Source organism: Nocardioides sp. AN3 (assembly GCF_054653495.1).
In genome coordinates, this window is record NZ_BAAIGC010000011.1 from 1 (window position 1) to 16,835 (window position 16,835).

General features: G+C 66.9%; 20 protein-coding genes. 11 read left to right on the plus strand and 9 right to left on the minus strand.

The window, feature by feature from the left end; all coding sequences use genetic code 11:
• The first annotated feature begins 23 nt into the window (after positions 1 to 23).
• Genes ACYQ1K_RS13585 through ACYQ1K_RS13605 form a run of 5 tightly spaced genes read left to right on the plus strand, consistent with a single transcriptional unit; the run spans position 24 to position 3,025 of the window.
• Entirely contained in the window at positions 24 to 332 is a 309-nt protein-coding gene (locus ACYQ1K_RS13585) for a bifunctional 3-phenylpropionate/cinnamic acid dioxygenase ferredoxin subunit (protein WP_459983556.1), read from the plus strand.
• A 33-nt stretch (positions 333 to 365) separates the two neighbouring features.
• The gene (locus ACYQ1K_RS13590) at positions 366 to 1,235 is read left to right on the plus strand and encodes an alpha/beta fold hydrolase (RefSeq protein ID WP_459983558.1); all 870 of its coding nucleotides are present in this window, start codon (positions 366 to 368) and stop codon (positions 1,233 to 1,235) included.
• Positions 1,236 to 1,263: 28 nt separating this feature from the next.
• On the plus strand, positions 1,264 to 2,052 hold the full coding sequence (hcaB, locus tag ACYQ1K_RS13595; RefSeq protein WP_459983559.1) for a 3-(cis-5,6-dihydroxycyclohexa-1,3-dien-1-yl)propanoate dehydrogenase: 789 nt from the start codon (positions 1,264 to 1,266) through the stop codon (positions 2,050 to 2,052).
• On the plus strand, positions 2,049 to 2,639 hold the full coding sequence (locus ACYQ1K_RS13600; protein WP_459983562.1) for a hypothetical protein: 591 nt from the start codon (positions 2,049 to 2,051) through the stop codon (positions 2,637 to 2,639). The genes hcaB and ACYQ1K_RS13600 overlap by 4 nt, the downstream gene beginning before the upstream one ends.
• A complete protein-coding gene (locus tag ACYQ1K_RS13605) occupies positions 2,636 to 3,025 on the plus strand; it encodes a hypothetical protein (RefSeq protein ID WP_459983564.1) in 390 nt (129 codons plus the stop codon). Before ACYQ1K_RS13600 ends, ACYQ1K_RS13605 begins: the two co-directional genes overlap by 4 nt.
• Here ACYQ1K_RS13605 and ACYQ1K_RS13610 read toward each other — a convergent pair.
• Together ACYQ1K_RS13610 and ACYQ1K_RS13615 are read right to left on the minus strand one after the other, a co-directional pair.
• Positions 3,022 to 3,723: a hypothetical protein gene (locus tag ACYQ1K_RS13610; RefSeq protein ID WP_459983565.1), complete on the minus strand. Its 702-nt coding sequence runs from the start codon at positions 3,721 to 3,723 to the stop codon at positions 3,022 to 3,024. The two genes, ACYQ1K_RS13605 and ACYQ1K_RS13610, sit on opposite strands and share 4 nt — an antisense overlap.
• A gap of 129 nt (positions 3,724 to 3,852) precedes the next feature.
• Complete coding sequence (locus ACYQ1K_RS13615; RefSeq protein WP_459983567.1) at positions 3,853 to 4,998, minus strand: acyl-CoA dehydrogenase family protein; 1,146 nt, start codon at positions 4,996 to 4,998, stop codon at positions 3,853 to 3,855.
• A gap of 153 nt (positions 4,999 to 5,151) precedes the next feature.
• Between ACYQ1K_RS13615 and ACYQ1K_RS13620 the strand changes: the two genes are divergently transcribed.
• The 3 genes from ACYQ1K_RS13620 (at position 5,152) to ACYQ1K_RS13630 (ending at position 8,704) form a co-directional block, all read left to right on the plus strand.
• A complete protein-coding gene (locus tag ACYQ1K_RS13620; RefSeq protein WP_459983568.1) occupies positions 5,152 to 7,317 on the plus strand; it encodes a malate synthase G in 2,166 nt (721 codons plus the stop codon).
• Positions 7,318 to 7,414: 97 nt separating this feature from the next.
• Positions 7,415 to 8,389 (plus strand): NmrA/HSCARG family protein, encoded by a 975-nt coding sequence (locus tag ACYQ1K_RS13625; RefSeq protein ID WP_459983570.1) that lies wholly within the window; start codon positions 7,415 to 7,417, stop codon positions 8,387 to 8,389.
• A gap of 174 nt (positions 8,390 to 8,563) precedes the next feature.
• On the plus strand, positions 8,564 to 8,704 hold the full coding sequence (locus tag ACYQ1K_RS13630) for a hypothetical protein (RefSeq protein ID WP_459983571.1): 141 nt from the start codon (positions 8,564 to 8,566) through the stop codon (positions 8,702 to 8,704).
• A 122-nt stretch (positions 8,705 to 8,826) separates the two neighbouring features.
• Here the strand turns inward: ACYQ1K_RS13630 and dmpG are convergent, their stop codons facing one another.
• The 4 genes from dmpG to ACYQ1K_RS13650 form a co-directional block, all read right to left on the minus strand.
• Positions 8,827 to 9,843: a 4-hydroxy-2-oxovalerate aldolase gene (dmpG, locus tag ACYQ1K_RS13635; protein WP_459983572.1), complete on the minus strand. Its 1,017-nt coding sequence runs from the start codon at positions 9,841 to 9,843 to the stop codon at positions 8,827 to 8,829.
• Entirely contained in the window at positions 9,840 to 10,811 is a 972-nt protein-coding gene (locus tag ACYQ1K_RS13640) for an acetaldehyde dehydrogenase (acetylating) (protein ID WP_459983573.1), read from the minus strand. The genes dmpG and ACYQ1K_RS13640 overlap by 4 nt, the downstream gene beginning before the upstream one ends.
• Positions 10,808 to 11,620 carry a 2-keto-4-pentenoate hydratase gene (locus tag ACYQ1K_RS13645; RefSeq protein ID WP_459983574.1) on the minus strand — a complete coding sequence of 271 codons (813 nt, stop codon included), beginning with the start codon at positions 11,618 to 11,620 and terminating at the stop codon, positions 10,808 to 10,810. Before ACYQ1K_RS13645 ends, ACYQ1K_RS13640 begins: the two co-directional genes overlap by 4 nt.
• 429 nt (positions 11,621 to 12,049) lie before the next feature.
• Complete coding sequence (locus ACYQ1K_RS13650; protein ID WP_459983576.1) at positions 12,050 to 12,508, minus strand: hypothetical protein; 459 nt, start codon at positions 12,506 to 12,508, stop codon at positions 12,050 to 12,052.
• Positions 12,509 to 12,731: 223 nt separating this feature from the next.
• Here ACYQ1K_RS13650 and ACYQ1K_RS13655 point away from each other — a divergent pair, with 223 nt between their 5' ends.
• The 3 genes from ACYQ1K_RS13655 (at position 12,732) to ACYQ1K_RS13665 (ending at position 14,563) form a co-directional block, all read left to right on the plus strand.
• Positions 12,732 to 12,965, plus strand: a complete 234-nt coding sequence (locus ACYQ1K_RS13655; RefSeq protein ID WP_459983577.1) for a DUF2188 domain-containing protein — start codon at positions 12,732 to 12,734, stop codon at positions 12,963 to 12,965.
• Positions 12,966 to 13,091: 126 nt separating this feature from the next.
• A complete protein-coding gene (locus ACYQ1K_RS13660) occupies positions 13,092 to 13,568 on the plus strand; it encodes a hypothetical protein (protein ID WP_459983578.1) in 477 nt (158 codons plus the stop codon).
• 215 nt (positions 13,569 to 13,783) lie between these two features.
• Positions 13,784 to 14,563, plus strand: a complete 780-nt coding sequence (locus ACYQ1K_RS13665; protein ID WP_459983579.1) for a hypothetical protein — start codon at positions 13,784 to 13,786, stop codon at positions 14,561 to 14,563.
• Positions 14,564 to 14,916: 353 nt separating this feature from the next.
• Here the strand turns inward: ACYQ1K_RS13665 and ACYQ1K_RS13670 are convergent, their stop codons facing one another.
• Genes ACYQ1K_RS13670 through ACYQ1K_RS13680 form a run of 3 tightly spaced genes read right to left on the minus strand, consistent with a single transcriptional unit; the run spans position 14,917 to position 16,798 of the window.
• Positions 14,917 to 15,810, minus strand: a complete 894-nt coding sequence (locus ACYQ1K_RS13670; protein WP_459983580.1) for a hypothetical protein — start codon at positions 15,808 to 15,810, stop codon at positions 14,917 to 14,919.
• A 9-nt stretch (positions 15,811 to 15,819) separates the two neighbouring features.
• Complete coding sequence (locus ACYQ1K_RS13675) at positions 15,820 to 16,446, minus strand: hypothetical protein (protein ID WP_459983582.1); 627 nt, start codon at positions 16,444 to 16,446, stop codon at positions 15,820 to 15,822.
• A complete protein-coding gene (locus ACYQ1K_RS13680; protein WP_459983584.1) occupies positions 16,436 to 16,798 on the minus strand; it encodes a hypothetical protein in 363 nt (120 codons plus the stop codon). The genes ACYQ1K_RS13675 and ACYQ1K_RS13680 overlap by 11 nt, the downstream gene beginning before the upstream one ends.
• Between the last annotated feature and the right edge of the window lie 37 nt (positions 16,799 to 16,835).

A 16,835-nucleotide genomic window follows, 5' to 3' on the forward strand; every position in this document is an offset into this window, starting at 1 on the left:
TCCATGAAAGGTGTGACCAGCACATGACTTGGACCAAGGCATGCAGCACGTCCGACATCGAGGAGGGCGAGGGGTACCAGTTCGCGCGGCAACGGCCGATCGCACTGTTCAACGTGGACGACGAGTACTTCGCCATCGATGACACCTGCAGCCACGACGATTCGTCGCTGGCGGACGGCTACGTCGACGGAGACATCGTGGAGTGCGCGTGGCACTTCGCGAAGTTCTGCATCAAGACCGGCGAGGCCCTCAGCCTCCCCGCGACGTGTCCCGTCGCGACCTACGCCGTGAAAGTCGAGGGCGACGACCTGTACGTCGACCTTCCCGACTGAGCCCACCTTCGCCCTTCCCCAAGGAGACGCACCATGACGTCCACGGTCGACCCCCGACCCAGCCTGACCTTCGAGAGCACCCACCGCATCGTGCGCACCCCGGACTACGAGATCCAGGTCAACGAAGCCGGCCAGGGTCATCCCGTCCTCCTGCTCCACGGGACCGGGCCCGGCGCGACCGGCTGGTCGAACTTCGAGCCGAACATCGAGCCACTGTCCCGACAGTTCCGCGTCATCGCGGTCACCCTGCCCGGCTGGGGCGAGTCGAGCCGTCAGCCGGTGGAGTCGGGGTTCGACCAGGGTGAGGCCGTCAAGCAGTTGATGGACGCCCTCGATCTCGACCGGGCGGCCGTCGTCGGCAACTCGATGGGCGGAGGAGTCGGGATCATCGCGGCTGCCCGCTGGCCCGAGCGCGTCTCCCACCTGATCACCATGGGATCGGGAGTGTGGGGCGTGAACGTCCTCTCCCCCGCGGGCATGAGCGAGGGCTTCAAGGTCCTGTTCGAGACCTACCAGGAGCCGACGCCCGCCAACTTCAAGCGACTCGTCCAGGTCATGTGCTTCGACCCCGCCTTCGCCACCGACGAGCTCGCCGAGCAGCGGTCCCGAGCGGCGCTGCAACACCCCGAGCACCTCCGCGACTGGCTCGAGCGCACCATGGCCGGCGCCGGACAGGACGCCTTCATGGCGGCCGCCGCCGCGCTGCCGACGTCGACGACTCCTGCTCTGGTACTCCACGGACGAGACGACCGCACGGTGCACTGGGAGGTCAGTCTGCGCGCGATGTCGATGATCCCGAACTCGCGGATGACACTGCTCAACCGCTGCGGGCACTGGGCCCAGCTCGAGCACGCCGAGGAGTTCAACCGGCTGGTCGCGGACTTCATCACCCACCAGGCCTGATCCGACGACGCGAGAGGTGCGGACAGACATGAGAGGAATCCAGGACCAGGTGGTCCTGCTCACCGGCGGCGGCTCCGGCATCGGCCGCGCCATCGTCGAGCGCTTCCTGGACGACGGGGCACGACTCGTCGTCCTCGAGCGGGACGCCGACAAGGTCTCCTCGCTCGAGGAGATCGCGACCGATCGACTGATCACCGTCACCGGGGACGTCACTTCGTTCACCGACAACGAACGTGCGGTCGCTGCTGCGCTCAGTGCGTTCCGACGGCTCGACGTCTTCATCGGCAACGTCGGCCTGTGGGACTTCAGCCGCGCCCTGACGGACCTGACTCCGCAGGAGTTGGAACACGGCTTCGAGGACCTCTTCAAGGTGAACGTACTCGCCTACCTGCTCGGGGTGCGGGCGGCCGCCGATGCCCTCCGGGAATCTCGCGGCGCGATCATTTTGACGCTCTCGAACGCATCCTTCTATCCCCAAGGCGGCGGGGTCCTCTACACCGCCTCGAAGCACGCCGGGCTCGGCATGGTGCGCCAGCTGGCGTACGAGTTGGCGCCGGAGATCCGCGTCAACGGCGTCGCCCCCGGCGGCATGGCGACGAGCCTGAGCGGCCCGAGGTCGCTCGGCCTCGACCAGCAGCAGATCAAGGACATTCCGATCACGGAGTACCTCGCGGAGCATTCCGCGCTCCGACGGGTGGTCGAGCCCGACGACTACGTCGGCGCCTACGCGCTGCTGGCGTCCCGGTCCGACGCGCTGACGGTGACCGGTACCGTCCTCGACATCAGCGCCGCAGGCACTCCACAGCGGCCGCGATGAGCGATCTGCAGCGCGGGGACGGCGTCGACCTTTCGGACATCCTGAATGCGGATCTCCTCTTGGGCAACTCGGCTCTCGCGGCGTCCGCCTGGTTCGGGAGCCGGCGTCTGTCGGGCACCGCCAAGCTGTTCCTGTCGCTGTCCGCAGCGCATGGCGCTGCCTCCCACCAGATCGCTCGTCGGTGCGGACAGGCGGGGCTCGCCGCCCACGTGTGCGCGCTCGCACCGCCCCGAGCCGACTTCGTCGATGCACTCGACGCCGCACAGGAGATCCTGCGGAGGGAACAGGCCGCCCTCGCGGCACTCGATCACGTCGCTCGGGCGAGCACGACACTCGCGCGTGGTTCGGGTGCTCTCGTCGCAGCGGTTCTCCAGACCCAGCGCACGCTCACGCGAGCCTCGTCGTTCCTCGAGAGGGGCACTGCTCGCCACGGCTCCGACGCCGGGCAGTTGGAGCGCTGGGCCTTGCGCGAGGCTCGGCGCTTCCACTCACTGCTCGCCGGGAACCCACCTCGTGTCGACACCTATCCATCACGCCCCCGGTCGGGCCGGCATGGCCGATCCCTCAGCAAGGAAGCCCTCGTATGAACCGTCACATCGATCCCACCACCCTGCATGTCGTCCGGACCGCCGACAACGAAGTCGAGGTGTTCTCCAGTGCGGACGACGCCCGTGAGTTCGCTAGGCACAAGCGGGGTGCCACAGTGCTCGAGCGGACGATCAGGAACTCGCTGCGCGACGCGCAGATCGTCTACGAGCGCCGGGTGCAGGTCACCAAGGGCGTCGTCACGCACGACGCCACCAACGACGAGCCGTTCTTCGCTGTCGGCGCCGACTCCTGGATCCGCACGGCCGAGGTCGAGTCCTTCGAGGGCAAGGACGACGATTGGACGATCGTCGGACTCGGCACCGAGCACCAGAAACTCGACGCCCTGGTGGATCGGGAGATCTCGCGGGTCGTGTCGTCCGCCTAGTGAGAAGCGAGCTCCGTCGGCAGCAGGTAGCGGCGTCGTCCGCCCGTTCGGAGGGGACGGACGGTGGCGAGCCACTTCTGCATGACGTCGACCTCGTTGCTGATGCCCACGAAGCTGCGGAATGCCGCGCCCCATCCCTCCACGGACCAGACGAAGACGAGCTCGTGCTCCCCCGTACCGTCCGGCGAACGCGACGCCATCAGCAGTCGCATCCCATGGCGGCGTGCCGCCGGGAGATAGATCTCTTCGACCGCGCGTAGGTAGTCGTCCGATCGACCAGGAACGACGTCGATGTGCTCGTGCAGGTGCACCTCGGGCGCCGAGATCCCGGCTGCTTCGAGGGCCGCGTCGGCCTGGAAGAGATCCGCCATCGCCGCAGGGTCGACCGGTCCGTCGTCGGTCCAGATAGACCCCGTCGAGCCGACCGCTTTCATCGAGTCGGGCGCATCGGGCGCGAGATGATCGTTGATCAGGTTCGCGTGGTAGGGGTGTCCCGCGTAGAGCCAGAACGCCTCGATATCACGCAAGACGTTGCGCCAGACGAGGTCGTGAGAATCGCTCTCCGGTGCGTCGACCAGCTCCGACTCCAGGAAGCCGGGGATGTGGTCGGGCGCGCGTTCGAGGATCTCGCGCAGCAGTTCGATCCGCTCCGGGGGGATCCCGTCGCGGAGCTTGATGGGGTACTCGCGGTGGAACATCGGTCGATCTCCTTGGTGCGGGACTGGTGGAGGACGGGAGGTGGCGTGCCTATGAGCGCCGAGCAGCGGTGCCCCCGACCACCGGTCGAGGGCACCGCTGGATGCGCACGGGGATGACAGGTCCGTCGGTCACATCGCCTTGCTGATCACGGACTTCATGACCTCGCTCGTACCTCCGTAGATGCGGGTCACGCGAGCGTCTGCATACAGCCTCGAGATCGGGTACTCCCTCGTGTACCCGTAGCCACCGTGCAGCTGAAGGCACTTGTCGATGACCGTGCCCTGGACCTCCGAGCAGAAGAGCTTGGCAGCGGCGGCGACAGCGGGCGTCAGATCGTCGGTCTCGTCCAGATCGAGGCAGGTGTCGATCAGGGTCTGCGCAGCGAGGACCTGCGTCTGGCACTCCGCCAGGACGAACTTCGTGTTCTGGAAACTGTCCAAACGCTGACCGAAGACCTCGCGCTCGGCCACGTAGGACCTCGCCATGCCCACGGCGCCCGCAGCCGCGGCGTAACAGGACAGCGCGATCGAGAGGCGCTCCTTGGCCAGATTCCGGGTGAGGTAGGCCCAGGCTTCGCCCTCTTCGCCGAGAAGCTCGGCGCGGGGCACCCTCACGTTGTCGAAGCTCAGCTCGACCGTGTCGACTGCATGAAGTCCGATCTTGTCGATCTGCCGACCGACGCTGAACCCGGGCAACGAGGTGTCGACCAGAAGGATCGACAATCCCTTCCGCCGGTCCGTCTCGGACGGTGGCGAGGTGCGACAGACCACGAGTACCAGTCCTGCGTTGAAGCCACCGGTGATGAAGGTCTTCGCCCCGTTGAGCACGTAGTGGTCCCCGTCGAGCCGAGCGGTGGTGCGGATCGCGGCCACGTCCGAGCCGGCGCCGGGCTCGGTGATGGCGATAGCCGCCATGCACTCCCCGCTCGAGTAACGAGGGAGCCAGCGATTCTTCTGGTCCTCGTCGGCCAGCTGAAGCAGGTACGGAAGCACCAGATCCGTATGAACCCGCAGTGCGCCGAGGGTCAGGCCGAAGCGGCCGGCTTCCTCCGAGATGACGGCGCTGTACTTGAGATCTCCCACACCGCCGCCGCCGTACTCCTCGGGCACTCGGATTCCCAGGATGCCCAGCTCACCGAGACGTCGGTAGAACGAGCGCGGCGGAGCACCGGCTGCCTCCCACGCGGGATAGTCGGGAACGACTTCCTTCTCGATGAACTGACGGACCATCTGACGGAACTGCAGGTGGTCATCGTCGTAGATCTTGCGCCTCATGTGGTGAACGTAGGGCAACCCATGGATCCCCCAAAGCAGTGTGTTCCGACTGCATGAACATCCCGCCTGTCCGCCGCTAAACGCGCGATCAACAAAGGTGCTGCTACGCACATTGCGCTCGACGCGGACCTTGGGAGCGTGCGAGGATCGGTCGTGAAGGCATCCCTTTCCGCCTACCGGAACGATCTGAGCGGCCTGCAGGTCGCTGAAGTGCTCTACGAGTTCGTCGAGTGCGAGGCGCTGCCGGGCTCGGGGGTCTCTTCGCAGGATTTCTGGTCTGGCGCAGCTCGGTTGTTCACGAAGTACAAGCCGCTGACGCGAGAGTTGCTTGCTCGCCGCGATGAGCTCCAGTCCGCGGTCGACGCCTACCATCAAGGCGGCTCGAACGAGCCGTACGAAGCCTTCTTGCGGCGCATCGGGTATCTAGTCGATGAACCTGCCGACTTCGAGATCACGACCGGGACGGTCGATCCCGAGGTCGCTTCTCTTGCTGGCCCACAACTGGTGGCGCCGGTGCTTGACGCGAGGCTCGCGACCGACGCGGCTAACGCCCGATGGGGGTCGTTGTACGACGCGCTGTACGGCAGCGACGCGATCGACGACTCGGCCGGTCCACGGGAAGGTTCCTACGATCCGAGGCGTGGAGCTGAGGTGATGGGACGAGCACGGACGTTCCTGGACACCTACTTCCCGCTCGCGGGATGCTCGCACCGCGATGTCGACGGCTACCTCGCCGACGAGCGCGGGCTGGTCGCGACGCACTCCGGTGGGAACGCGCGGCTTCTCGACCAGGATCAGTACGTGGGGCGCGCCGACACCCCGGGCCCGCACACCTACTTGCTGCGCCACCACGGCCTCCACGTCGAGCTGGTGGTCGACCCGGCCACCGCGATCGGCGCCGGCGATCGCGCCGGTCTGGCCGACGTCGTCCTCGAATCCGCATTGACCTCGATCATGGACCTCGAGGACTCCGTCGCCGCGGTCGACGCCGAGGACAAGGTCCACTGCTACCGCAACTGGCTGCTGCTGATGCAGGGGCGACTCACGACGGAGGTCGCCGAGGACGGACAACCCGTCAACCGACCCCTGGCACCCGACCGTCACTACCTCGACGCCGCTGGCAACCCAATCGTGCTACCCGGCCGTGCTCTGATGTTCGTACGTCACGTCGGCCACCACATGGACACCGACGCCGTCCTCGATCACGCCGGCGAGCCCGTCTCCGAAGGGCTCCTCGACGCCCTCGTCACCACCCTCAGCAGCCTCCACGACCTTCGCGGATCAGGCACCCTGCGCAACTCCCGCGCCGGTTCGATCTACGTCGTCAAGCCCAAGCTCCACGGCCCGGACGAAGTCGCCCTGACCTGCCGGCAATTCGACGACATCGAGCAGCTCCTCGGCCTCGCTCCTGGCACGATCAAGCTCGGCGTCATGGACGAGGAACGACGCACCTCGGTCAACCTGAAGGCAGCTATCCATGCCGCCCAGGACCGTATCGCCTTTATCAACACCGGGTTCGTCAGTCGTACGGCGGATGAGATCCACACCTCGATGCACGCCGGACCGGCAGTGAGGAAGAACCAGGTTCGCAAGCAGCGTTGGGTCGAGGCCTACGAACGGTCCAACGTCGCGGTCGCCCTGGCCTGCGGGTTCTCCGGACGCGCCCAGATCGGCAAAGGAATGTGGAACAAGCCGGACAACATGGCCGCGATGCTGGCCGACAAGATCGGCCACCCCGACGCAGGAGCCACCTGCGCCTGGGTACCTTCCCCCACCGCCGCCACCCTCCACGCCCTGCACTACCACCACGTCGACGTACGGGCCCGTCACACCGACCCTCGACTCCACGAACCCAGCTCCTTGATCGACCTACTCACCATCCCGATCATCGAGGACCCCGCGATCCTCACCGCAGAAGACATCGAACGCGAACTCGACAACAACCTCCGCAGCGCCCTCGGCTACGTCGTGCGCTGGATCGACGCCGGAATCGGCTGCTCGAAGGTGCCCGCCATTACCGGCACGAACCTGTTCGAGGACCGTGCCACCTGTCGGCTCTCGACCCAACACGTCGCCAACTGGCTCCACCACGACATCATCACCACCGACCAGGTCGAATCCAGCATGCGCAAGGTGGCAATCGCCATCGACACACAGAACACCGCCGACACTCACTACCGTTCCCTGGCAGCCGAGAACTTCACAGGCCCCGCCTTCCGGGCCGTGCACGACCTCATCTTCGACGGAGCCAACCGACCGGCCGGCTACACCGAATCCGTCCTCCACCGTTGGCGACGACACCGCAAGACGGAGCGCTGACGGCCTCACTCGCGATCGCGCCGGGGTGCGCGATCGTCGGTCCGTTCCGCTGAACGACTCCCTCGACCCCTGCGACGGAATCGAGGAGTCTCGCTGCATGACGGAGACGGACGACGTGATCGCGACCAGCACAGACAACCAGTCGGCGGTACTCGTCGTCGGAGCAACCGGCAAGCAGGGCGGAGCGACTGCCCGGGCACTCCTGGCTGCCGGCGTCCCTGTCCGGGCACTCGTCCGCGATCCCGGTTCCGAGCGTTCGACCAAGCTCGCAGAGCTCGGAGCCACACTCGTCGCAGGTGACCTTTACGACCCGGACTCGCTCTTGAAGGCGTGCTCAGGTGTACGCGCCGTCTTCGCCGCCTTCATGCCCGACATGCTCAACCCCGAGAAGGACTCTGAGCGCACCCACGGGAGGAATCTCGTCGAGGCGGCGCACGCCGCAGGCGTGCGCCACTACGTCCAGACGTCCGTGTCGGGTGCCGACAAGCACCGCGCGGCGCCCGGCTGGGATGAGGGTGTCTGGCATCGCGCCTACAGCGACCAAGCTCCGCCGATCAGCGACTACTGGGAGAGCAAGGCCGACGTCAACGACCTGGTCCGCGAGGCGGGCTTCGCGTCGTGGACGATCCTCTACCCCACGACGTTCATGGAGATGTATCTCCGCCCGTCGGTCTACTTCGAGGGATTCACGAGCAACCAGCTCATGGCGGTCGCGAACCCCAACACCATCGTCTCGCTCATCGCGGTCGATGACATCGGTCGAGCAGCTGCAGCCGCGATCGCCGAGCCGGAGCGGTTCAACGAGGTCGAGTTGCTCCTTGCCGGGGACAACCTTACTCATCCGCAGATCGCCGAAGTGCTCAGCAGCGCGTGGAACGAGGAGATCCTGCCCCCGCAGTTGCCGATGTCTCCCCAGGAGGCGCTGGACAGGGGCATGGTTGCTCCGATCGTGCAGGCGACCCAGTGGGTCCGCGACGTCGGTCAGCCGGGCACCCCGGATCTGCTCCGCGAGGTCGGTATCGAACCGCTGACCTTCGAGGAGTGGGCACGCGCCTCAGTCCCCGGACCATGAGCCGCGCAGCGATAACCAAGCGAACCGACGGGCCCGTCTGCCTACACAGGCCGACGGGCCCGTCTGCCTACACAGATCGGCTCTGAAGGGTCGGCTTGGCATCGTCGATTCTGATCGGTCCGCTGCCCGGAACGCCGACCTCGACGGCCTCTGCTCGACGAACAGGCTGTTCAGATGCTGCTCAAGGTGATTCTCGATGGACTGCAGAGTTGGGGCCGTCTGGTCATTTCGGCCTACGCCCAGATGCTTCCCGAATTCGTCATCGCGATGAGGGATTCGGAGGGACGGGGCGACCAACGGATCGAACGAAGGTGACCTCCTCTTCGCCCGTGGCGGGTCGACCAGAACGGTCGGTAGCCGCATCTCGCGGCGCGATGGTCGAGGTACCCGAGATCGCTCCGCAGTACGTGTCGCAGTGGCTGCGATCGCGGCGGTGGTCAGGCGGCAGCCAGCCTCAGGGCGATGTCGATGATCATGTCCTCCTGGCCGCCGACCAGCCCACGGCGGCCGCACTCCATGAGGATGTCGCGCACGTCGACGTCGTACTGGGTCGCGGCGCGCTCGGCGTGGCGTAGGAACGAGGAGTACACCCCGGCATAGCCCAGCGTCAGGGTCTCGCGATCCACCCGCACCGGGCGATCCTGCAACGGCCGCACGATGTCATCGGCAGCATCCTGCAACGCGAACAGATCACACCCGTGCTCGAACCCCACCAGATCGGCCACCGCCACGAACGCCTCGATCGGACAGTTCCCCGCACCGGCACCGTGCCCGGCGAGCGAGGCGTCCACCCGACGTACGCCGTGCTGGACCGCGACCACGGAGTTCGCCACCGACAGCGAGAGGTTCTCGTGGGCGTGGATCCCGATCTCGGTGACCGGGTCGAGCACGTCGCGGTACGCACGGACCCGCGCCGCGACCTCATCCATGGTCAACCGGCCACCGGAGTCGGTGATGTAGACACAGTGCGCGCCGTAGGACTCCATCAGCTTCGCCTGCCGCGCCAACTCCTCGGGCGGCGCCATGTGCGAGAGCATCAAGAACCCGGACACGTCCATCCCCAGCTCACGAGCAGCCTCGATGTGCTGCGCCGCAACATCGGCCTCCGTGCAATGCGTCGCAACCCGGACCGAACGAACCCCCAGATCGAAAGCCCGCTTCAGGTCATGGACAGTGCCGACACCAGGCAACAACAACGTCGTCAACCGCGCCCGCTCCAGCACCGACGCAGCCGCCTCGATCCACGCCCAGTCCGCGTGCGAACCCGGCCCGTAGTTCAACGACCCGCCAGCCAGCCCGTCGCCGTGGGCAACCTCGATCGCATCCACACCCGCCGCGTCGAGCGCGATCACGATCCGCTTCACGTCGTCAGGATCGATCCGATGACGCACCGCGTGCATGCCGTCGCGCAACGTGACGTCCTGAACGAAGATGCAGGTCTTCTGCTCGGTCATGCCATGGCCGCCTTGTCCGTGGAGAGAGCTGCTGCGATGCGCTCGGCGACCTGCAGGCCGGCCGAGGTCATGATGTCGAGGTTCCCGGCGTAGGCCGGGAGGTAATGCCCGGCTCCGGTGACCTGCAGGAAGACTGACACCTGATGGGTGGGGCGGGGCGCGTCGTCGTCGAGGAGGGTCTCGACCGGCTGGTCCGCGGGGATCTCCTGGATCTGGACGGACTGCACCAGCTGGTAGCCGGGAACGTAGGCCGCGACCTTCTCGACCATCGCCTCGACCGACGACTCGATCGCGCGGCGGGTGGCCTCATCCGGTGCGTGGACGAGCGCGAGGACCGTGTCGCGCATCATCAACGGCGGCTCGGCCGGATTCAGGATGATGATCGCCTTGCCCCGGCGCGCGCCACCCACCTCCACGATCGCAGCCGACGTGGTCTCGGTGAACTCATCGATGTTCGCCCGCGTCCCCGGACCCGCGGACCTCGACGCGATCGACGCCACGATCTCGGCATAAGCCACCGGCACCACCCCCGCGATCGCCGCCACCACCGGGATCGTGGCCTGCCCACCACACGTCACCATGTTCACGTTCACCGCGCCCAGATGCTCACCGAGGTTGACCGCCGGGATCACATACGGCCCGATCGCCGCCGGGGTCAGATCGATCAACCGCTTCCCGTACGACGCCAGCACCCCCGCGTTGTGCACATGGGCCTTGGCCGACGTCGCGTCGAACACGATGTCGATCTCGGCGAAACCCGGCAACCCGACCAGACCCTCGACACCCTCATGCGTCGTCGCGACCCCCAGATCCCGCGCCCGCGCCAAACCCTCCGACGACGGGTCGATCCCGACCATCGCACCCATCTCGACGTGCTCGGCCGTCGTCATGACCTTGATCATCAGATCGGTCCCGATGTTGCCCGACCCGATGATCGCGACCTTCACCTTCGCCGTCCCCGCGCTCACCGAGCCGCCTCCGAACCGAAGCTCACCGACACCGAACCCAGCGTGCTGATGGTCGCCGTGACCACATCCCCGATGCCGACCGCGACCATCGGGCCGAGCGCGCCCGAGAGCACGACCTGGCCGGCGCGCAGCGGGTCGCCGAACTCGCGCGCGGTGCGGGCGAGCCAGGCGAGGGCGATCAGCGGGTCGCCCAACGAGGCCGAGCCGCGCCCGGCGGAGGCCTCGACGCCGTTGAGGGTCATCGTCATCTCCACTGTCACCGGATCGATGGTCGCGAGGTCGACCTTGGGGGCGCCGATCACGTAGAGCCCGCTGGAGGCGTTGTCGGCGACGGTGTCGGCGAAGGTGATGTCCCAGTCGGCGATGCGGCTGTCGACGATCTCCAGCGCGGGCGCGGCCCAGGCAACGGCGGCGCGGACCTGCGCCTCGTCGAGGTCGCCGTCGGCGAGGTCGGCCGCGAGGCCGAAGGCGATCTCGGCCTCGACCTTGGGCTGCAGCAGGCGGCCCATCGCAGCGATGCCGCCGTCGGGCACCTCCATGTCGGCGAACAGGACGCCGAAGTCGGGCTGGTCGACGCCGAGCTGCTGCTGGACGACCGTCGAGGTGAGGCCGATCTTCCGGCCGACGACGATACCGCCGGCCTCGCGTCGCTCGTTGTTGTTGCGCTCCTGGATCGCGTACGCCGCCGCAACATCGGTCGAGCCGATCAGGTCGCGCACCGGCGCACAGGGCACGTGGCTCGTCGCGACCGCGAGCAGCCGCGACGCGGCCGCGCCAGTCGCAACGTCATCAGGGGGGGGCTGGATCATGACGCCACCGTCTCGCTTTGGCCGCCTCACGCCGAGCCATTCGTTCCACCCACCGGTACCGCTAACCACGCCCGCTGCCTGCCAAGGTACCCAGCCGAGTCTCACCACTCTGACCTGCGACAAACAGGTCCGTCGGCGGTCCAGAAATGCACCGAGGCCCCCGGTCACCGACCGGAGGCAGCCGTCGTTTAAGGGAAGGAGGCTGAATCGGAAAATTTCACCGCGCCGACCTTCGTCGGCATCTGCTGGCTCCGGTGACTCCCGTTTCCCGGGGGTGTGCAACAGCCATGTTCAGTGGCGGCGGCCACCGTCCCACGACCACAGTGTTGACTCCCACCCGCGTACAAGCGCGAGTGTGAAGTCTGCACCGAGAAGAGCTGGGCCGGACGCCGACAGGAGACCAAGCGCACAGCTCGGCTAGGCGAGATGCTAGGTGCAGTGGTAGTCGATGAGCGGCGCGACGGCCTCATAGAAGCGCACCAGCTCAGGTGCGTACGGACCGCTTTCGTCGGTGATGAATCTCGTCATGACCCGCATCTCGAGCACGGCGTCTTCAGCAGCCCTCACGACGTCGGGCGCGAGAAACTCAGCCGTCTCTGCAGCCGATTCATCTTCATCATCGGCGGCCGAGCGTTCGTAGGCAGCGACAAGCAGGCGAAGCTGCTGTGCCTGGTCCTCATGGTGCGCCAGCCGACGGCGCAGGCGGCGCCGCTCGGTCTGAGCCTCCCTCCGGCACAGCTCACTGCAGAACGATGCCGGCCGCCCGGCTCCGCTCGGACGAGTGAACAAGGTCGAACAGCCGGGTCGCGCACAGGTTCCCTGGAGCACATCTGCGCCAGCGACTCCACCGCCATGGATTGCGGACAACGACTTGTCGGGCGCGGCCATCTCAGATGCTGCGCGAAATCGTTGCAATATTCATGCCGCAATCGTAAGCCCTCTCTGCAGTTCAAAAGCTCCGGACTCGCCGCGAGGTCGCCCGCCAGGCGGGCACGACACGCAGCTGTGCAGCGCGTAACTCGAAAGAAATGTTGCGAATCGAGACTAGTGGTGCGACTGAGGTCGCCGAGACGTCAGATGACGCTCGTATCGACTAGGGAAAGTAATTGAAGTGGCCAACAAGAACCCAGACGTACATGTCACCCCTCGCGACGACGGCCGCTGGACCGTCACCCGCAGTGGCGCAAGTCGTGCGTCCTCAATCCATGACACACAGGCGGAGGCGATCGGTGCCGGCCGCAGCACAGCCCGGCGCGAAGAGACCGAACTCCTCATCCACGGTCGCGACGGTCAGATCCGTGACCGAGACTCGTACGGCAACGACCCGTTCCCGCCCCGAGGCTGAGCGGTGAATCGACGCGAGTTCGCTGAAGTGGACTGAGCAGCGCTCGATGGCACGGGCGGGACCTGGCGTTCGGTTGGGTCCCGTCCATGTCGCCTAGAGATCAACAACCCGCGGACGAGGTAGCCGATGAACAAATGGGAGCCGGTGTTAGCTCTCGGAACAGTGGCCCTGGGTGCACTGTGGACATCCGGCGGTCGAGCAGCACTTCAGCGGCGGACAATCCAGCATGAGCTCGATCTCGCCGCGAGGCTTCACGACCGCGAACTGGTGGAGGCCATGCGCACCAGTGCCCAAGATCGAGCGGCGATCTATCTGGCACGCACCCTGCCATCTGAGGTGTCAGCACGAACATTCATCTTGAACACGCTCCCCATCACCGCTGGCGTGGTGATCCTCTCCGGGACTGGCCTCGCCGGATCTGGGTCGATTGCTCGGGCGGTCGCGCAGCTTGTCGGTTTCCTCGTGGTCGGCGCTGGCTTGGGAAGCATGGTGGACTCCGCGATGCGGGATTGCCGAGCGTGGCTGGACAGCGGCCGCGTCAAGCAGGCGAGGAGCTGGCTGCGGGAGGCGGCAGATGCTGTGTCGAGGGACGCCCGAACCTGATCTCGGTCCTGCGTCGTCGGCTCGGCTGCCGATTTCCTGCTCGAACCCCTCAAGGACGACCGCACGCAATTTACTGGCAGTCATCGGCGTTATCGATTCGTCAGATTGCGGACCGTGGCTCTCGAACCAGCGCCAGCCTCACCCGGGCTGATCCCAGTCCGCTCGCCCCACACGACACGCGTGTGTGCTGGGGGCCGTCCTGACACCATGTAGCGGTGTTGTCAGACCCAGTGCCGGTTGGCGAGATGGACCTTGGCGAACTCCCAGCTCGATGGCAGACACTGGAGGCGCTGTACCGCCTGGCGCGCGATGAACTTCAAGCCCGCGATCCCGACATCCTCCATGCTCGGATGATCGATGAAGGGCAAACCGCTGGTCGACGCGCGTACATGGGCGCGCAACGCTGCTTGAGCGTCGCGTGGGACAACCACGACGCACTGATATCCCTTCTCCGACACCACGGGGCCACGCAGTTCGCTCCGTGGAATCTCCTGCGCCCGACCTTCGAGGCATCCTTCTACGCCCTTTGGCTGCTCGATCCCGAGGACAGCATTGAGCGCCGCAGACGCGGGTTGATGTTTGAGTGGTTAGATGAACTCGAGCATCGGACCTACTACGCCGACCTCGCCGCGGTCGAACGATTCGTGGGCCCTGATGACCTTGAGGAGTTGGCAGCCGCTCGCCTGCGTCAGGACGACGTGCGCAGGGACCACGACCGCATCTACCGAAGCGAGGCTGAGGACCTTGGTCTCGCGTGGCCGCTGCCCCGACGCATCAACGTTCTCAGCGAGCTCGGAAAGCTAGCGCACTGCAACGTGATCGACGGAACGGCTGTCGTGCTGCAGAGCACGTGGCGCACACTGTCGGGCATGCAACATGGCCGGGGCAGCGCCATGCTGCGCGGATCGGATCGTACGAACGAGGTCCCACCGAAGGTGGAGTGCATGCTTTGTTGTCGATCAACGACGAGGCTTTTGTTGGTGCCGCCAGCGTGACTAACGCTCTCCATCAGCAGGCAGTGCTTCGGTTCCGCGAACGGAGCGTCCCTGGGAGGAAGTGATCCCTGAGGCCTCGTAGTCGAGGGGTTACGAGGTAGCCGCTTCGCGGTGAAAGGACATGGCTTGGTGGCTGTCTTGCGACTTTCGAGATAGACACTGAGCTTCCTGCTGTGCAGGTCGGATCAGCTGAACCGGAGATAGCCAACGTCAAGGCACTCGTTCCTCCCTGTACTGCTCCCGAATCCTTCCGTGGCGACTCTTGACGAGTCACCGGATCGCCCGGCTCCCCCGACCCCTTCAGCCCTGCCAATCAAGCGGCACGCATGCTAGAACGGCACTTGGCCAACGACTCACAGCGTTACGCCCCTGCTTTGCTTCGCACCCAACGGCCGCCAGCCTGCATGCGTTCGCGAATCACCCCCCCGCCCCCGGTCGCTCGGGATGCCCCCGACTCGGGCCGGTGGCAAATGTGTTGAAGCTTCGCGGGATGCAGCGCCCGAAGCAGTCGCGGCCGTGGCACTCGCAGCCCGCAGAGCTGTCGCCACGGGTTTCGGCAGCGCTACCCAACGCCGGGCAAGGATGTCGGCCGGAGACACCCATACGACGTCACCTTCGGGCGGAGCGGCGACCATGCCCGAGTCAATGTCGTTGTGCGCTCGGCGCGAGAGCGAGCGAGCCGAACCCGTGAGATTGCGGTTATCGGCCTTCTCAGCGACGACGTGCGCGAGCTCGGAGCTGGCCTCGACAGCGCGCAGGGTCGCGGTCAAGGACCGCGGGAGACCCGGGCGTTCGGCGATCACCTCAGGGCTGGCGAGCGTGGTGGTGTCATTGGTGATCTGGCGGTAGGCGGCGCGGACCTCGGCGGCCGCGCGAGCTAGCGACTCCTGCATCCGGGCGCCCGGGGGAGCGAGGTCGCCCCAGCGGCTCGCCAGGTTGCTCCAGGAGCGGCCGGCGTCGGCGATCGCGGGAACGAGCCGGTCGGACGGCTCGAGGATGCCGCCAGTGGCGGCCGCGTCGACGAGCACCATGCTCGCGCCGGCGATGAGGCCCTGGGTGCGGGTGATCAAGAGGATGTTGGAGGGCTCGAGCTGACGGGCCAGGGCACGGTGGGACTGGATGTCCCAGTTGGCCAGCGCCTGGGTCAGCCGACTGGGGTCCTCGACGGGCCGGATCGCTTCGCCGGCGAGGGCCTGGGTGAACCGGTCGCTCAGGTAGCTGCGCGCGGTGTCCTCGCACGCACTCATGCGGTCGCCCTAGACTCCGGTGGGCGCGACGGCGTAGGGGGAGTGGTGTTGGGCGAGGTGGACGCGGCGACCGGACTCGCGGGCGTCGTTGACGCGGTCGCGGCCATTGTCGTGCAGGGCGACGTTGACGGCGTGGGCGGTCAGGTACAGCCCGTGCATGATCCTGGTGCGGGCTGCCTCGAGGTCGCGGTGGGAGTCGGGCTGTTCGTGGGGGATCTCGGCGCCGTAGCGGCGCACGAGCGCCGCGGCGTTGATGAGGGTCTGGGTCATCTGGTCGAGCCGCGGGTTGGTCGGGCCCTGACCTGGCCAGGCCTTCCGGCCGGTCAGGCTGGCCTCGATGGTGGCGGCCTGCGCATCGAGGCTGGCCATCGCTCGATCGCGCTCGTCGATGCCCGGCCGCCGGCCCGGCAGTGAGGCCCACAGGTCCTCCGCGGCCGCGACCATCGTGGGCCAGCTGCGCAGCAGTGTGCCGGCGTCGTCGCCGTCGACGTCCATGAGCAACTGGCGGGCGAGGTAGTCGACGTCGAAGAGCATCTCGCCGACGCTGCGCACGTCGCGCGTGGTCATCGGGACCTGGTCGACGTCGAAGAGCTCCTGGTCGATGTCGGCGTACGCCAGGCGCGGGTCAGTAGCCAAGGCCGCGCGCTTCCCGGATGAGGTCGCACAGGTCAACGACCAGCTGCGAGCCGTGGATCAGGTCCGGCTGGTGCAGCGGCAGCGGCCGGGTCAGCTCCTCGGCCTCGGTGAGCAGCTGCAGCGGCGTGCGCTCCTCGAGCTCGTCGGCGTCGACGTCGGGCAGCTCGTAGTCCTCAGGCAGCAGGGCGCTGGCCTGGGAGTGCGCGAGGTAGACGCCGAGCCCGAGGTCGTGCAGCGGCGAGTCGGCGGTGTCCCTGTCGGCGTCGCTCCATACCTGGGTGGCGGCCTGGTGCAGCAGGTGCGCGATCGAGCCGAGGCGGTCCCAGGTGCTGACCGGGTTGAGGGTGTCCACGGGTGTTCCTTTCGGTCGGAGGTCGGTCTGGCCCATG

What these genes read in the sequence shown, in the direction of transcription:
- ACYQ1K_RS13585 (WP_459983556.1), top strand. Translation starts at nt 24, where the DNA reads ATGACTTGGACCAAGGCATGCAGCACGTCCGACATCGAGGAGGGCGAG.
- ACYQ1K_RS13590 (WP_459983558.1), top strand. Translation starts at nt 366, where the DNA reads ATGACGTCCACGGTCGACCCCCGACCCAGCCTGACCTTCGAGAGCACC.
- hcaB (WP_459983559.1), top strand. Translation starts at nt 1,264, where the DNA reads ATGAGAGGAATCCAGGACCAGGTGGTCCTGCTCACCGGCGGCGGCTCC.
- ACYQ1K_RS13600 (WP_459983562.1), top strand. Translation starts at nt 2,049, where the DNA reads ATGAGCGATCTGCAGCGCGGGGACGGCGTCGACCTTTCGGACATCCTG.
- ACYQ1K_RS13605 (WP_459983564.1), top strand. Translation starts at nt 2,636, where the DNA reads ATGAACCGTCACATCGATCCCACCACCCTGCATGTCGTCCGGACCGCC.
- ACYQ1K_RS13610 (WP_459983565.1), bottom strand. Translation starts at nt 3,723, where the DNA reads ATGTTCCACCGCGAGTACCCCATCAAGCTCCGCGACGGGATCCCCCCG.
- ACYQ1K_RS13615 (WP_459983567.1), bottom strand. Translation starts at nt 4,998, where the DNA reads ATGAGGCGCAAGATCTACGACGATGACCACCTGCAGTTCCGTCAGATG.
- ACYQ1K_RS13625 (WP_459983570.1), top strand. Translation starts at nt 7,415, where the DNA reads ATGACGGAGACGGACGACGTGATCGCGACCAGCACAGACAACCAGTCG.
- ACYQ1K_RS13630 (WP_459983571.1), top strand. Translation starts at nt 8,564, where the DNA reads ATGCTGCTCAAGGTGATTCTCGATGGACTGCAGAGTTGGGGCCGTCTG.
- dmpG (WP_459983572.1), bottom strand. Translation starts at nt 9,843, where the DNA reads ATGACCGAGCAGAAGACCTGCATCTTCGTTCAGGACGTCACGTTGCGC.
- ACYQ1K_RS13645 (WP_459983574.1), bottom strand. Translation starts at nt 11,620, where the DNA reads ATGATCCAGCCCCCCCCTGATGACGTTGCGACTGGCGCGGCCGCGTCG.
- ACYQ1K_RS13650 (WP_459983576.1), bottom strand. Translation starts at nt 12,508, where the DNA reads ATGGCCGCGCCCGACAAGTCGTTGTCCGCAATCCATGGCGGTGGAGTC.
- ACYQ1K_RS13660 (WP_459983578.1), top strand. Translation starts at nt 13,092, where the DNA reads ATGAACAAATGGGAGCCGGTGTTAGCTCTCGGAACAGTGGCCCTGGGT.
- ACYQ1K_RS13670 (WP_459983580.1), bottom strand. Translation starts at nt 15,810, where the DNA reads ATGAGTGCGTGCGAGGACACCGCGCGCAGCTACCTGAGCGACCGGTTC.